Here is a 15,894-nt window from a genome sequence, read left to right as displayed (position 1 = left end):
TCGTTGCTATATTTTCTTATAAAGTTTACCCGTTGAGTCCTCGATATATATTTGAGAGAAGCCCGTTGTAGTCGACGTGACAGGGATGGAATCGAACTTCAATGTGCCAATAACATTTCCATTCAGAATTGCATTATTTTGTACACTCCTGCCAAGATCATTCACATCCCGGCCGGTATTTGACTGTGTAGTCATCAGCTTGGCAATGGTACCCACCTGTACTGCATCAGCTATTTCAATATTGTAACGGTTTTCATCAATAATGTTGCGTTCGCATGATGTTACGCGGATCCTGCGCCTCACATTCAGTTCGTCATCTTTCAGCCAAACAAGATCGCCAATGCTCAAGCTATAGCCTTTCTTTTTCATAAAGACTGGATCTACTGAAAGTTTATAGGACAGCTGAGGACCACTATTTAAAGCCAGCACCTCGTATGCTTTTGCCTTCAATTGCTGTTCTGCTGCTGTGATATAACTGTCCGGCATTTTAATATCAACCAAAACATATTGATCACCGATAGCCGGCCTGATGTCATCATTTGGAATTTCCAGCGTCCTTTCATCCTTATTCTTGAGCAATGTGAACTCTTTTGTGGAGTTGTCAAATTTGCTAATTTCCAAAGTGTAGCCTGATAATTGGCCAGTATTGAACACAACCTTAGCTGAAATCCCAGCCAGCAGCTGGTCATTAATATCAAAGTCAAGCGTAGTATCGATAAACTTTTTACTATCTGTGGCATTTACAGATGTAACGGTACCGGTACGATGTGGATAGATGTCATCGAATATCTGAGTAGACTCAATAATGCCGTACTGCTGTGTATTCTCCTCGATATAGTCAACATCCATCTTTAACCGCTTGCTATAGTTCCGGTAGTCGGAAGGGATGTTTTTATCGCTTCCAAACGCATAAAGGCGCGTCACTATATTGCTGCTATCAACATTCTGCCTGGTGATGTCATACAGGCCTTTGTTTCTGCCATGCTGGAAAACATATCCTTTATCTCTTTGACGGCGGGTAACGTGGATAGTTTTGCCATCAACCCAAAACTCAGTTTCAAATTCTTCCGAAAGACGCCCCAATACGTTATAACAGTTTTCAGCGGAGAAAGTAAGGTTTTTGTATATAGTACTGATCACCTGTCCTTTTATCCATCCTGAACCGACACGATTGGCATTTTGAATTAAAAGATCAAGAAACGTTTCAGCGTTTCCCATCAGAGAGAAGTCCGCTTCCTTGAGTGTGTTATCATCGCCCAGGAATAAATATTGAACTTTTGCAAGGTTTGAAGCTTCGCTCTCCATGACCATATCATACTCATACAACGTTGACGCAACTTTTTTCACCGTTGGAGGTTGGTTAAGCTGGTACCTTTCGCCAAATACAGTACAAAAGTCATTAACCAGAAAGTCAATATAAAGATTGAGCTTGAACGAGATCCTTAGCTCATTCTCCCCCATAATTTTCTTTACCTGAACAGAATTATCCTCTGGCTTGATCGTTGTTAAATATCCGGATCCTCTGAAAATTTCAATGGTTGTCATGATACTAAAAACCTCCCTTGTTCGTCAACAATAAAAACGTTGTTATAATCAATATTCGGCTCCCCCTCCACTAGGTTAAGAGTAAACTTGCACCCAATACGAGAAAGTCCGTTGTCTTTGATCCGCGTGAACCTGGTGAAGCTTGTGCATTCTTTGTAGTAACAATAGAAACTTTTCTCTCCGAATTGTGACACTTGAATTCTTCTATATCCCGGCTTTGCGAGTTGTGCAAGAAACGACTGGTAATTCTGCCAAAACTGCTCTTCATTGTCTACAATAACATTGCAGCGGAGTGAAATATTACGGGCATTGAAAAACATTTTGGTAAGATCGACATCCAATCCGTTCGCGTCCTGCCAGTCGTGCGTTATCGAATCTTTTTTTGCAGGATATTTCAAAAAGTCGTCTGTACCGCTTTCGATTGAGATACCGAATACAGTTTGAATATCTATGCCGTCCAAATATATCTTTGTCATATTACTTAACTTTTATGCCATCACGATTCATTGTATACAAAATATCCTTAACCTGGAGAATGTAACTCGTATTGAGTTCAATTTGCTGTAAGGAAACCAATCCTTGACGAGCTACATTTAACTGATCAAGCAAAGTCATTCGCATGCCGCCAAACTGCCCAGCTAACAGGTCAGCCTGCTGCTCAGACATGCCTTTGATGGCACCTTTTACAGAATTTGCAGTATCTGTATTGCTAGAGAAATCCAGATTGGTAATGTCTTGCAACTTCTGGAATTGCTGAGCTGCGTTATCAATAATCCCGCTGTAAGTATTTTGAAGAGCATTAAGCTCATCATTTGTAAGCATGTTATCACTTTCCGTTGCCGCGGCAAACTGCTTGTAGAAATCTTCGAGTGGCTTCTGCAAGGTTTGATATTTCAAAGAATTCAACACAGCCTTCTTCATCAGATCCTGGAAATTGTCTGCAAAGTCAGCAGCGCTGTCAAGGCCTTGGCTGAAACCATCAACGATACCATCTACAATCGAATCTGCAGTTGTGCCAGTATATCGTTGATTTAATTCTTCCTGTGCTGCTTCAGCATCTTCGCCAATGCCTTTTAACTCATCATGCACCTTCTGCAGTTCCTGAAACCAGCTTTTTGTCGCATCGTCTAGTTTCCCTTCTGTGAACAGTTTTTCAAGCTGATCATAGTCAGCACCGGAAAGGCCTGCCAGCTCGTTAACGACTTTGGTTTTTCGAGCAATACCAAGAAAACCTCCATATTTTTCTGTATGAGCACCGGTGATTTGTTGGCCGGATGATTGAATTTGAGCAAGCAGTCTGTCATAGTCCGCCTGCGCCTGTTGCTTTTGGATATCAAGCATCTTTTCACGTTGCATTAGCTCCTGCACCGTCAGCTTACTGATATCTTCCTGTGTTCTCTGTCTTTCACGCAGCAGTTCATTATATGCGATCTCTCCTTTAATGAGGTCATCCTGGTATTTCTTTAAGTCCTCCAAGGCTTTCTTCTGAGATTGCTTCGCCGCTGAAAACAATTTAATAATTCCAGTGATAAATCCTATTGTTCCAGAAATACCGGCAGCAATATTGCCGGAAGCAAAACCTGCAACTGCAGTCAATGCATTTGCTCCAACATTGGCGATTTCCCCCATCGTTTGCAGGGTATCGGAAAGGCCAGGATTAATGTCTTTTAGTGAATCACCAATAGCTTGAAAACCGCTGCCTATGTCAAATCCATAGCCCGCGATCTTTTCCATTTGTCGAACAGAAACACCGAATATCTCTTTGGTATCTCCGTAAAACTTTTCGCCCTGTTCTATCACCCCTTCAAGATCCGCTTTCATCTGCGGGGTTAACAAGACGTTATTTCCGTCTTTATCTGTTGTCGTTCCCCTCTTAAGCGTTTCTCGTAAAGCGTCAAGCCTCTGCTTAAGCTGCTCACGGGTGAGAGACAGTATGTCTTGACCCATTATCTTATAGGCTTCCGTTTGGCGTAAACGGCTATTCTCCACCTCAGCAAGCTCAGCAGCCTTACTTTCCTTTAATGCGGTTAATCGCTTATCATATTCCTCTTTACCAATTACGTCCTGTTGTTTATCCAGTGCGCCATTTAAGTCAGCATATTTCTTCTCAATCGCAGCTTTTTGAGATGAATAGCTCTGTGCCAAATGTATTAAATCGCGATACATCGCAATGGTCTTCGCCTTCCTATCATTTTCATCCTTCGTCTCTTGCTCTGTAATCTGTTGATTAATGGATAGCAAAGAATTGCTTATGCCGACATTCGGACCACCAATGGCCAACGCAGCCATCAACTTAGACCTCTCTGATTTCAGGTAGTCAACGTAAGAATTAAAGTCACCGATCTGGTCTTTATACTGATCCCGCGCAACTGCAGTCATTTCCTCATTGCCTTCAGCCTGTATTTTTTGAAAGGCTTCAAAGGCTTCTCTCTTTAATGAAAGGCTTTTCAGGTAGTTTTCAGAGTCAATTTTATATTGTGCATTTGTAGCTTCTGTCTGTTTTGCTTTGTTGATAGCATCAATATCCGATAGGCTGATGCCTTTAACATTGGTTTTGTTTTTCGTATTAAAATCAGTAACCTTCTTGTTGTATTCTTCCACCGAAGCGATGACATTCTCATATTTTTCATTGATACGGTCAATTTCACTTTGTTCTTTTATAAGGCCGCTTTGTGTAGCATCGCGCTGAACACTTTTTATTCTCTCCAGTATAGAATTCCTCGCTTCTAACAGGGTATTAATTTTACTTTCCTGATCTTCTTGATGTTTCGCTTTTGGGTTTAGTTCATCCTGAAGCTTCTCTATTTGGGCCTGATAGGCTTTATATTCTTTAGATGCGACAGCCAATGGCGCTTGTAAATCTTTCAATCGTGCAATTTCCGCATCATACCAGGCTTTATTTTTAACTGTTGCAGCAGACGCATTTTTAGCCGAATCCTCTGTTGTTTCCTTGACAACTTTTTTTACATCATCCCCTATTTTTTTCGTTGTCTCTTCCTGATACTTTAACTGGCTATTCAAGCGGGCTAGTTCTTCATTTGCTCCAGCTAACTTATCGAAGGAGTCTTCGACGTTGCCAACACCTAATCCAGATCCGGCTATGATCGGACCTTTGCGTGTCGAGTTGGCGCTCTTCTGGTATTGTTCTACAAGCTTTTGCTGCTTTTCGATCTGTTTCTTAATTAAATTCTCCTGCTGTACACTAGCTCTGTATGCACTTTCATTCGCCTCAAATGCTATTTGCTTTCGCAAGTTGGTAAGGTACTTATCAACACTGTCGGCCAACTGATCATAGGAAAGCTTTTTCGCGTTAATACCTTCGATAATTTTGGGGTCTATCTCTTTCAGTTTGTTGTAAATGTCTACGCGCTTTTGCTCAGTCAGATTGCCTTCCTTTAAAACTTCGAGATATGGCCGGATCTTAGCTTCCTGTTCTGCATAGGAGTCGGCAGTCTTCTCATGGACATCTTTCAAAAGTTCTGTAGCATCCTTGGCACTTACAACTTCTTTACGATAAACAACGATTGCAGCTATTAACGTTCCGATAGCCGCAGCAACAATAGCATAGGGATTTGCTAACAAAGTCTTATTTAACGCATCCATCGCTCTTTGATAGTTCATAGTCAGAACAGCTCCTAAAGCTTGCATAGTATTGAGCTTTGCCCCCGCTAAAGCTCGCTGAACCATCATTTCACCTTGAATTCGTTCCGCGACGGTTGCTGCAATAACGGCCGCTTTATAGGCTCCGTAAGTTGCGATCAATACTTTGATAATATCTAAGACATCTTGGTAATGCTCAATGGCTGAGGTTGCCAACTTAATCACCGAGGCAATTGTACCCTCATTGGCTTTCCCGATTTCGTTGAGCATCTGACTCCAAGAGTCTTTCATGTTGGAAATAAGCCCCGTGATTGTTTTGCTTTGCTCCTGCATCAGGTTAAAGAATAAACCACCCTGGCCAGTCATGTTTTGAAATGCCTTTTCAACCTCAGGAAATCCAACCTTGCCGGCTTCTACCAATTCTTGAACCTTGTCTTTTGTGACGCCGAATTGCTTAGCAAGTTCATCTATGATTGGAATACCACGCGAAGTAAACTGCATGATATCTTTGGTATATGCACGACCTTGCGTTTGCAATGTGCCGTATAAATACACAATGTCGCCCAATGGAGCGGAAACGCCAGAAGCCACGTTTCCAAGCATGGTCAGCGTTTTGGTGATGTCTTGAGCTTTAAATCCGTAAGCCAATAGTTGCTTGGCACCTTGGCCTACGGCTTGCAAATCAAACGGAGTTGTTGCCGCCAGCTTAACAGCTTCTGACATAAGCTCATCTGCCTTTTCTTTGCTTTTGAGCATTGTTCTGAAAGAAACTTCCAGTTGTTGAAATTCACCCCTAACATTAGCAACATTTGTTATAAACTCCTTGCCGGCACTCAAAGAGAAAAAAGCACCGGCTGCAGTTGCAAGCTTTGATAAATACCTTTCAGTTTCCGCACCACTATTTTTTGCGGTAGTTGCAATGCCCTGCAATTCAGCCTCTATCCTTCTGATTTGAGCGCCAAACTGCGACATATTAATCACTGCATCAAACTCTAAAGCACCACCTATTGATACTGGCATATTAGTTACTGTTTATAAAGTCCGCTAAATCCTGTACATCGTCGATTACCTCAATCTCATCATCATCCGCGTCCGACTCATTTACTTTCTTCTTTTTGTCCGTCTTATACTTCGGTATTGTAGCGAGAAGCATTAATAAATTCGGGTAGCTTATTTCCCACATTACATGATCCCATGAAAACCGGAAATACTTAATTACCCCTCCGATTGTACTCCAGGGGCTATTTTTCTCCCCTGATCCGTCGGGCTCATCTCCAGAAGGGTTGTCCCCTTTATCGAGATGATAGAGTTCATAAAACTTGTTATATCCATCTGCTTAATGACAACCGAAAGAGCGGTCAGCATATCTGCAGACGTAAACTCCTCCATAATCAGGTTGATCAAGCTTTTGCTTGGTGGCGTTTTTCTGTTGACGATGGCTATCGCAATAATCTCAGCCATCAAGTCACCTTTCCCGGCCATCACTTTCATGCAATTCTCAACAAAGCTTCCTTGCTTAAACATCTCCGTATCAATTGACAAAAGAATCTTGGATATCCGGATAAGTGAACCAAGACATAATTTCTCGACGCGGAATTCCTTTTCCTTCGGCTTCTGAAAGAAATACTTTGGTTTCTGTGTGATCTTGATGATCACAGGCTCATCTAACAGTGTTTCAGCAACTTTCTTAAGCGCTTCTTTTTGTTCCTTCATATTAAAATCGAATGAGTGAGTATTGTATTGCAACACCGGCAGAAGGTGACCACTTCCCATCAGAATAACCGTAACCGAAATATGGACCGATGCCAAAACGACCAGGTTTCTTAACCGGGATTTTAAACCCTGTCAATCCCGTTACTTTCACGTTTGGATTCATGCTAAACACGTCGATATAAGTAGTAAGTGATGACAGGAAATTCTTTTTCTTACTATACACAGTAACCGTCAACGAATCAGTGATTCGGTAATTTATATTGGATGACTTGCCGATTCTACCATTAAGAGACATCCATCTATCCGAGAAATCAATATTGAATTCTCTTGTGGAATCAGGCATAAATACCGTGTCAACTCTTGGTTTAATGGATCCGCTTGATTCAGTGGAAAAGCCCGTATAGAATGCCAGCTGGCTTTCCTTGATCTTCAGAAGCTCTGTAACACTATCGATCTGTTTCTGATACTCGACTTTGAGTAATGACATATCTGCTTCCGCCAGAACCTTTTGACCATGTTCGTGGCCTGCTTCATCCTTGTAATGTTTCAAAGTATCTTGCTTTGCACTAACGACCTGCTTAAGATCTGTAACCTGTTTCTCTTTACGAAAGCAGGTCTGCAGGGCGAATACAGCTATGATTATTAATAGCGCGACGATAATGAGCCGTTCGTATTGCTGTTTCATAGAGTGATTTTTTCTTTTAAAGATTCAACCGCCTCTGCAAGGCGATCATTACTGTCACTGCACTTATTGAGGGCTTCTGTGCTCTTTTTTTCACACTCGACAACCCGTTCAAACATTGCATCATGCTTTGCCTCATATTCTTTCCTCAGCGTGTCCATTTGCATGCGCACTTCTTTCAGCTCCTTCATGAAATAATAGAGGAAGAACGCCAGGGCGCCAATAAGTGTCAGCTTTTCGCCGACGTTTTGAAAAAAGCTGTCATTTGTGTCAAGTAGTGTCATGATTGGATATTGGTTTTAGCCAGTGATTAATCCTGAGACGATAGAACCGTTTACAACAGTTAGATTCCCGGAAGTAACTGCCACAGTCCCACTGAAGCCAGTTGCTTTTGCCTGTGGTATCCCTCCAGGTGTTTGACCGTCGCATACGATCATTTGACCTGTGTCGGTATTGATTACCACTTGTCGAGGCCTGCCAACGAATGTTGCAAGCTCTTCTGTTGTCTTTCCTATAAACTGTACGTCTGCCATGTCAAAAGATTTAAAAGCTGTTTTTAAAATTGTTCCGCAGTGGTAACTGTTAACCCTCTGAAATCACAATTACAGAAAACAAGGTGATCCAATTCGCTACCGGGGCCGGTTTGTAATGTGATGTTCATCAAAGGATCCGCTTCAACAATTAATTCGTTAACGAACACACGGTGATGCGGACCACGATTGACACTTGCCTGCTGATACTCCCTGGCCGTGGCCAGGAAGTCATCAAATTCCATTACACCGGTAGCAATGCCGTCTACCTCTATATATTCCGGATATGTTGTTGCTCTAAACATATTATGCCATTGTTGTTTGTTCAATCAGCATTACGGCGCTTAAGTAAGCATCGCATGCCCTGAATGATGAAATATTAGTTGCTGGAGTTTGAAGCGCACCGGTAGCAGTCTTCGTGATCAGTGAGCCATTTGTTACATTCGGTGAGCTTTGGGCTTTAAATAGCAGCTCTGTCACACCTGTGATGCCGGAGAATTCAATATAATCTCTCGTATTACCTGGTGTAAAAATGTACTTAGATGTTCCGTTCACGGTAATTGTCAAATCAGCCGGATTGCTTGGATCGGTTTTATCATAGCCGCCAAAGGCTATTAACCTGTAGGTTTTGGCAGCATTCAAACCTGTGAACTTGTATTGACCACCAACGCCATTTACCACAAATCCAGCCTGCAGGATATAAGTGGAGAATCCAAAGTACTTATCTGCGAAGTAGTTGCCAGTTGCATACTCAGTTGCTCCACTGGTACCGGCAGATACAACTTGAAGTCCATAACCAGAATTTGAATTCAAATTGTCTTTCAGCGTACCAACAGAAGCGCCAGCGGCTCCAGAAGCCAAAGCATTATAATTTCCACCGGCCGCACCAAGATTCACCAGATAACGCTTGCCCTGGTTATCAATCGCACCTGTGACAACATTCAAGCGAGACTGTAGATTCGTTTTAACTGTGCCTGCAGAAAGATCATTAATACATGCCTGAACATCGGCAACTGCAAAGAGAGCTTCATCCCATTTTGATGCTACAATCACCCCTTCAATCCATGTTACATAATTGGTGGCAGTATCAGCTGCAATCAATGAATGCCTTAAGAACCATGCTTCAAAGTCGAATCCTGCGGTTGCCTTATTGTACATGCGATCATTCCAAACTGTAGCGCTATGCGTACCGCCCTTAACGATCGTCATCTTGTCGGATATCTTAGGCTTAGAGCTGGTATTGTTCATTGCTGTAATGATCGCAACCGGAGTGTTTGTTGCTCCTAATTGGTAGAATGGCTGAGTTGTATCCTGATCGCCACCTATCCACAGTGAAGGAACCCGACGAGCGTTACCATACCCGATACTATTGGTCGGTGTACAGCTTCCACATGCCATGATCGCTGCGGCAAACAATTGTGTATTCTGCATGCGCTGATACCAGGCACCCTGTGAGCCAAGGCTTAAACCGGTGATATAAATCCTGTTTGGATCGACACGGTAGTTTGCCATTGCCCAAGCAAGCGCACGAGCAGGACGATCACTGTTCCAGCTGCTATTATTAATTTGCGGGCTGTAAACCAAGCAGTTCATTATCTGACCGTTCTTGATTAGAAGAGCAAGCCCCTGTGCAATTACCTTATCAATGCCATTAGGAGGTGTAGCATTCGAAGCTGCAATTTCACCAGAACCGTGAAGATTCAAGATCATTGGGTACAGATTTGTATTGCCGTTGTTATAGGTTGCAGGCGTATACATCCATCCTTTTTGGTTCGGATAATTTACATCCCATCCCGCGCCTGTTGCAGGCACAGCTAAGAACGACGACGCATTATTTGCCGTATACGGAGTTGCTTCTTTTTCCACAGTTCTTGATGAATCACCGATGCCGTTGATAGCAACAACCTGGTAGAAGTATTTCGTATCGTTTGTTACTTCAGTATCTGTATAAGTGAAAACGTTGCCAAGTGTCTTAAATAAATTCAGGCTTCCAGAGGCTACACCTCTGTAAAGTTTATATCCAGTTACAGCAGATCCTCCATTTGATTCTGATGCAGCCCAAGTCAAAACAACCTGGCCAGTACCAGCAATTGCGGCAAAGTTCTGAGGTATGCTTGCGACAGTATTTGCAGGCGTCTGCCCCTCATATCCTGTTATCTGGCCATCCTTTACCCAATACTTTGTTGAACCATGTATGAAGTAGCCTGTTTGACCAGCCGGCACAGTTTTGCTCACACCACCCTGGGCTATACCGTTATGGAGCCTCATGACTTTGGCTTCCACATCTGCAGTCACTTCATTGGCAGTTCCGAGATAAGCATCGTTCTCAGCTGTATCACCCCCTTTGAAGTTGTAGTAAGTAGGAACCCATGCCGGACCAGTATAAGAAGGTATTGTATTTGCTCCCACTGTAACTTTTCCGCTTGCATCGGCATTTCTTAATCCTTCCTGGCTGTAAAGCTTACCGCCCGGTAATGCTGCAATAATAGATGCATAGGTTGCATCTGGTTGCATTGCAAACAAAGCAGCGGATCCCGGCGAGATGCTTGCATCTCCTTTTACAAGGTTGGAGATTTCGAGATCATCTATATCATCCAGTTTGCGAACGATATTTTGAAATACAACACCGTTATCCTGTACGAAGGCGCCAACCTCGCTGGCTTTGTATAGCAGCTTGGCTTGTTGCATTGTTGCCGGCGCCTGTGGTGACACGTTCGGATCAAAGTTTTTATAAGAAAGAGGCGTATATATTGCCAGATTACCATAAATCTTAATTGTTGGCATCAGCTTAGAAGGCATTTTACTTAAGAAGTAAAAGGCCATCCTGTTCGTTAACAGTGTATTATTAAAGAACTGAATTTCTGTAGCAGATCCATCGTAGTAAGTCGATCCATCCCATTGGCCACCATAGGGAGCGATAGTCGGCGTTTTATCGAAATCCCACAGGGCTACATAGCCATCATCAATTATATAAAACGCGTCGTTACCTAAATACTTAATTATAGTATTACAAAATACTCTCGTCCTACCCTTGAAAGGCTGCATGATGATATTATTATCTACAATGTTGTTGTAGATATCCCCCACGAAACCGTTATTGATGCTCATGCCTGCACTCTGATTCGCTACTTGGGCCACACCAGTATTAAGCACTATATTATCATGCACTTCAGTGCCTCTGAAGCAATTACCGCATTGAATGCCATCCCATCCTGAACTATCAACTCTATTTCTATAAACTTTCGTATTGAAAAGCGCTGTCCAGAAACATTTTGAAACGGTGTTGCCATTGATATCCGGCCCGCTAGGAGTATAATAGTTAGATGCTTCATCAGCCTGAGTTCCTCCCAAATACATTGCCTCACCGCCAGAGTCGTAAATCAAATTGTCATGGATAAATGTATCCATTTGTATAAAGCCGGTACCTCTCCAGCCTTGCGGGTAATTACCATAAGGCTCTGTCTTCATTCTCATTGCCGAAAAACCACTATTCCAAAGCTCACACCCCATTACTCTAACATAGGTCGATAGATATTCCGCATTTACACAGGAGCTTGACGCATGAACAGAAATTCCGGTTGTATCGTTGTGAACATTGAAGCCATATGGATTGCCTCCGGGGTTTAGCTGGCCGGCTATAACAACGTGCTCGCATCCTACAAGGTGAATACCGTTAAAGCTGTTCATCTTTATTTCAAACTCATTCTGCCCAGGAACAACTACAATTGGCAACTCCGCAGTTCCCTTTAGGTAGGTTAATTCCAGCCTCCTTGTTTCGCCTGTTACTGAGATAATCGTACCTGGTGCAATACTGTCGGCGGTACCATCCACACGTGAACCATCGTAAGAGCTTCCGTTTGTCGGGTCTACGAACCTGTCAGTAATTGTGCAAACCTTATTAAATCTGGTAGATGTCGATGGAATTGGCAATACACAAAATGCACGACGCTTGAAATGTTCAGTCGTTCCATATTTATTTGAAATGGTAAATAAAACATCATAATCGCCTCCTGATAATCTTCCCGCAGGAATGGTTGGCGAGTTTTGAGGATTGCTATAAACCAGTTGACCTGTATTGCTGTCGTATAGCTTCCACCGATGAACATCAGACTTCTTTTTAAACTTGGAAAATTGTTGAATGTTTACAACTTCGTCGTTGTAATAAATATTACGCTCCGTTTGTTGGTTTAGATAAGGAGTATTGAATGCAGCGTTAACATGGATCGTCCGGCGATATTCAACAAAATCATTGTCAACATTATTAGTCGCCTTCAACCTTACATCATATATACCAGCATCACTAAACTGTTTTTGTATGATATTCTCTGTGGTGATTACCTCACTTGTTCCCCCAGATTTTGTTATCGTCCATTCGTACGAGGTACCAAATTGACTTTCATTTATGAAATCAATCTTATCGCCAACAAATGGACGATAAGAAGAGAGCTTGAATTTCGGAATCGGCCTTGCCATACCAACAACAAAGAACCCTGTCTTTGTGACAACTAATGAGCTGTTATCATTCTTGATCAACGTGAGCTTTACAGTATATGTCTTCTGATCTGTGAACGACAGATTAAAAGCGTTTGAGTATAACGTATTTGCATATCCAGTCGCTGTCAATTCCCATTTGAAGTCTTTTACAAATGGCGCATACTCATTATTGAAATTGAGAATATCCAGGGACGGGATCGTATAAGAGGCGTTGGCTGACGTATACTGCAACCCATTTGCTTTTGGAGAAAGGTTTGTAACAAGGAATGAAGCCGCTGTTAAGCTGTAAGCTGTTTTTGTGAACTCCTTTGCACCAACTGTCCCGTTTGCATTATGAACATTCAGATCGAAGTCATATTTGCTCAATGGTGTACTGCCGCCCATTGCGTTTAATGGAGAGCCGGATAAAGGCTCGAGCGTTGTAGTATTGATCAACACAGTTGAAGCTGTATCGCTAGCATACTGAACAGAATTCGCGCCTTCAAGTCCCAAGCCTACACCTGAAGCCCTGTCTTTGTATGACACGTTATCGACATTCCCCCACTTGATCTTATTACGGGCTCCATCCTGGAACATGTAATAGTTTCGGTCAGCGATCAGCGCCTTTTCTCCAGTTGTTATTTCAGCAGTATTGATCTTGAAGATGTATGAGTCAGAGTTCACAACCTGGTTAGAATCCCGTATAAAGAACAGGTTATTATTTGCCTGAACTTTAGAAGTGCCTCCTGTTATATTAAAAACCCTTAAGCCGCCGTTACCAGCACGATCTTCGTACATCGTGTTGTTTTGGAATGTAATGTCATAGCTTGCAGTAAAGTCAAATGCAGCTGTCGATCCACGGCTTGCAGTGATCATTGAATTCTTGAAAAGATTGTTACGGATGATTACCCTCTCAGCATTATACTGGCCGGCCGGACCATTGATAAAATAAAACAGCTGCTGTTTAAAGCTTTGGAAGGTGCAGCCATCAACAAGAATATCCTTCAGTTGGTTACCCTTTATAAAGCAATCCCAGCTGCCATTGCCGTCTACGTTGCAGTTGAGGAAACGGATATTGGAACAGTTACCGATAGTGACATGTTGTTTTGTTCCGGAGTTTAGGCTTTCTGTACCTGTACCTGAATAAACAAGATTACACCTTACGAAAGTGATATTGCTGCAGGTGTTAAGATAAACCTTGCTTATTGTTACATCCTGGAAGTTGCAATCAATAAATTCATACCCATCCGCGCCGGTTAAATATACACCGTACTGAGAGTTCATAAAGTCGCAATACCTGAACACATTTGAACGGCCATTAGTACACCTTACCCCTCCGAGTCCAGTCGCACTTGTAAACTTGCAATTTTCCCACAAAATATTTGTGCGGCCCTGGATCCAAACACCGTTTTCACTTGTCTGAGAACGCACCCAGCATTTCTGGTTGCTGGTGAAGGTCATATCTGTGTAGATATTTACACGATAAGGGCCACTGTCACCGTTGTTATAGTAGAAAAAGTTTTGGATTGTTGTTGTCTTGATGGCAATAGCTACGTTCGACATCAGTGCAATCTGAGAAACCCGGGTAACCGCACTCGATAACGCTGACGCGCCTGTATAAATCTCGCCACCAAAGAACCCACCAATAATTTCAACGCCATCATTATAGACAGTCACAGTCAGATTCTTTGTATCTGTCTGGCCATTACTGTCAGTAGCAGTACACGTAACTGTAAATGTGTTACCAGACGACGGCAATGACGTGTATTTCTTTGTGGGATTCTGGGACGTTGACGTAGTACCATCTCCAAAGTTCCAGGACCAGCCTGTTATTGTTGCACCGGAATCAAGATAGTTCACTGTACCAGAAAACGAAAAAGTCGTATCACTCTTAATTCCGAACAGACGGTTGGATGAAACAGATATTTGTGGTGGGTTATGTGATGCGTTCGGATCCGTTGCACTATAGTCATAGGCGCCGATGTCACGCAACGTCTGAAGGTTCCAACCTCTGACGTCTGCTGTGCCGCCTTTTGTCGCATCCGCTTTCTGGTAAACAGAAGTGGCAGTGGGCAATACACAGTAGTCAGGCTTTGTGGGATAAGTACCTTTGTTGAATATTTCAGCTTTGTCTGCGGTTGCCGAGTTAGATACAACAAAGAAGCTATGGTTTTCATAGCCATTACCGCGGTAGGTGGTTAATGTAGTATCAGAGTTGCCTTTGATATTGACGGTAGTACCGCCCGTTGTTGCTCCAACCTGAACTTTTAGAGATTGTGTACTGCCATCTACACGGTAGTAGTTATAATCAGCCGCTTTAAATTCAGTAACATAGTCAAGGCCCGTTGTGGAATTTATAAGCTGGATATACGAACCGCGAGTCCAAAAGATGTTGTTAAACAGCTCTCTCCAGTCTAAAAAGAAGGTTGCAGATATTGGCTGACCGTTATCGCAATCAATTGTATTGTTATTTACGAACAGCGTTTTACAGTAGTTAAGCTGCAGACAGTTAGCCGTTGCGCTGTTACCAAACATGGCATTGCGCTGAACACGAACATTAAGGCTATTATTAATCAGCACAACGTTAGAGTTTGTATTGCTCCAAGCTGCTTTGGTAATAATATTTCTCTGAACAAGCACATTCTGACAGTGTTCAATATCAAAGCCCTTTGCTGTGGTTGTATCAAGCACATTATCCTGGATAGTTACATTGTAGGCTTTAAAAATCTTCAATGTAACGTCTGTGCTGTAGGTCGTCGATGGAATAACTGCTTTGTTGTTTACATCCTTAAGCTGGCAGTTTTTAACTGTTACGTTGGTGTAATTGTACGCAGTAGATGGCTGAGAGTAATCTGCATTGGTAAACGTTCCGGCTCCAATATCTGTTGCGCCAGCCGAACAATTTTGAAAGCTACATCCATCCAAAGTAAGAGAAACTACAACGCCGGCAAACGACGTTCCATTACCAACCGCTTTTCTACAACCGTCAAATTTGATATTCTTAAACGAGATCGAATTACAGGATCCGTTGACAAGGCAAGCGATTGCAGTGGAGCTGGCATAATTGGGGCTTTGAACGGTACAGGTGTCCAATACAAAATTATTTACACCGCCAAGAACAAGCACTGAGGTTTGAGAGCCATCCGTGTAAAGCTTCCTGGTCTGTAAATCAAACTTAATCGTCAGTTTGAAGGAGCCAGTGGTTTTAGAAGGAATTGTAAGCGCTGAAGAAAGGTTAATATCTTCGGTGCTGTATATGGTATAGTCCTTATCGAACGTTGCCGGAAGCGCTGTAAGGGCATCCGACAACGTTGCGTAAGTGACATTGGTTTCTTGAATTTTAATTGACAT

General features: G+C 42.6%; 9 protein-coding genes. All 9 read right to left on the bottom strand.

The genetic code is table 11. The features are described from left to right. Positions 1-6: 6 nt before the first annotated feature. The 9 genes from QTN47_RS27540 to QTN47_RS27495 all read right to left on the bottom strand — a co-directional run bounded on the left by QTN47_RS27540 (position 7) and on the right by QTN47_RS27495 (position 15,894). On the bottom strand, positions 7-1,545 hold the full coding sequence (locus QTN47_RS27540) for a phage tail family protein (protein WP_439100202.1): 1,539 nt from the start codon (positions 1,543-1,545) through the stop codon (positions 7-9). Continuing rightward, positions 1,542-2,021 carry a hypothetical protein gene (locus QTN47_RS27530; protein ID WP_369332683.1) on the bottom strand — a complete coding sequence of 160 codons (480 nt, stop codon included), beginning with the start codon at positions 2,019-2,021 and terminating at the stop codon, positions 1,542-1,544. The genes QTN47_RS27540 and QTN47_RS27530 overlap by 4 nt, the downstream gene beginning before the upstream one ends. Position 2,022: 1 nt before the next feature. Further along, positions 2,023-6,165: a tape measure protein gene (locus QTN47_RS27525; protein ID WP_369332682.1), complete on the bottom strand. Its 4,143-nt coding sequence runs from the start codon at positions 6,163-6,165 to the stop codon at positions 2,023-2,025. Positions 6,166-6,360: 195 nt separating this feature from the next. Continuing rightward, complete coding sequence (locus QTN47_RS27520; RefSeq protein WP_369332681.1) at positions 6,361-6,858, bottom strand: hypothetical protein; 498 nt, start codon at positions 6,856-6,858, stop codon at positions 6,361-6,363. A 1-nt stretch (position 6,859) separates the two neighbouring features. Then, a complete protein-coding gene (locus tag QTN47_RS27515) occupies positions 6,860-7,543 on the bottom strand; it encodes a DUF6549 family protein (RefSeq protein WP_369332680.1) in 684 nt (227 codons plus the stop codon). Further along, positions 7,540-7,824 carry a hypothetical protein gene (locus QTN47_RS27510; protein WP_369332679.1) on the bottom strand — a complete coding sequence of 95 codons (285 nt, stop codon included), beginning with the start codon at positions 7,822-7,824 and terminating at the stop codon, positions 7,540-7,542. Before QTN47_RS27510 ends, QTN47_RS27515 begins: the two co-directional genes overlap by 4 nt. 15 nt (positions 7,825-7,839) lie before the next feature. Continuing rightward, positions 7,840-8,073 (bottom strand): hyaluronate lyase N-terminal domain-containing protein, encoded by a 234-nt coding sequence (locus tag QTN47_RS27505; RefSeq protein WP_369332678.1) that lies wholly within the window; start codon positions 8,071-8,073, stop codon positions 7,840-7,842. A gap of 23 nt (positions 8,074-8,096) precedes the next feature. Continuing rightward, entirely contained in the window at positions 8,097-8,375 is a 279-nt protein-coding gene (locus QTN47_RS27500) for a hypothetical protein (protein WP_369332677.1), read from the bottom strand. Position 8,376: 1 nt separating this feature from the next. Continuing rightward, on the bottom strand, positions 8,377-15,894 hold the full coding sequence (locus QTN47_RS27495) for a PKD domain-containing protein (protein ID WP_369332676.1): 7,518 nt from the start codon (positions 15,892-15,894) through the stop codon (positions 8,377-8,379).

The organism is Danxiaibacter flavus, from assembly GCF_041060425.1.
In the GTDB taxonomy this organism is placed as follows: Bacteria; Bacteroidota; Bacteroidia; order Chitinophagales; family Chitinophagaceae; genus Danxiaibacter; species Danxiaibacter flavus.
Note: the sequence above shows the minus strand (reverse complement) of the source record. Positions and strands in the feature narration are given on the sequence as shown.

Bases quoted from the DNA above. Each gene is read 5' to 3' on its own strand.
- QTN47_RS27515 (WP_369332680.1), bottom strand. From the start codon at position 7,543: ATGAAACAGCAATACGAACGGCTCATTATCGTCGCGCTATTAATAATC.
- QTN47_RS27530 (WP_369332683.1), bottom strand. From the start codon at position 2,021: ATGACAAAGATATATTTGGACGGCATAGATATTCAAACTGTATTCGGT.
- QTN47_RS27500 (WP_369332677.1), bottom strand. From the start codon at position 8,375: ATGTTTAGAGCAACAACATATCCGGAATATATAGAGGTAGACGGCATT.
- QTN47_RS27520 (WP_369332681.1), bottom strand. From the start codon at position 6,858: ATGAAGGAACAAAAAGAAGCGCTTAAGAAAGTTGCTGAAACACTGTTA.
- QTN47_RS27505 (WP_369332678.1), bottom strand. From the start codon at position 8,073: ATGGCAGACGTACAGTTTATAGGAAAGACAACAGAAGAGCTTGCAACA.
- QTN47_RS27495 (WP_369332676.1), bottom strand. From the start codon at position 15,894: ATGTCAATTAAAATTCAAGAAACCAATGTCACTTACGCAACGTTGTCG.
- QTN47_RS27540 (WP_439100202.1), bottom strand. From the start codon at position 1,545: ATGACAACCATTGAAATTTTCAGAGGATCCGGATATTTAACAACGATC.
- QTN47_RS27525 (WP_369332682.1), bottom strand. From the start codon at position 6,165: ATGCCAGTATCAATAGGTGGTGCTTTAGAGTTTGATGCAGTGATTAAT.
- QTN47_RS27510 (WP_369332679.1), bottom strand. From the start codon at position 7,824: ATGACACTACTTGACACAAATGACAGCTTTTTTCAAAACGTCGGCGAA.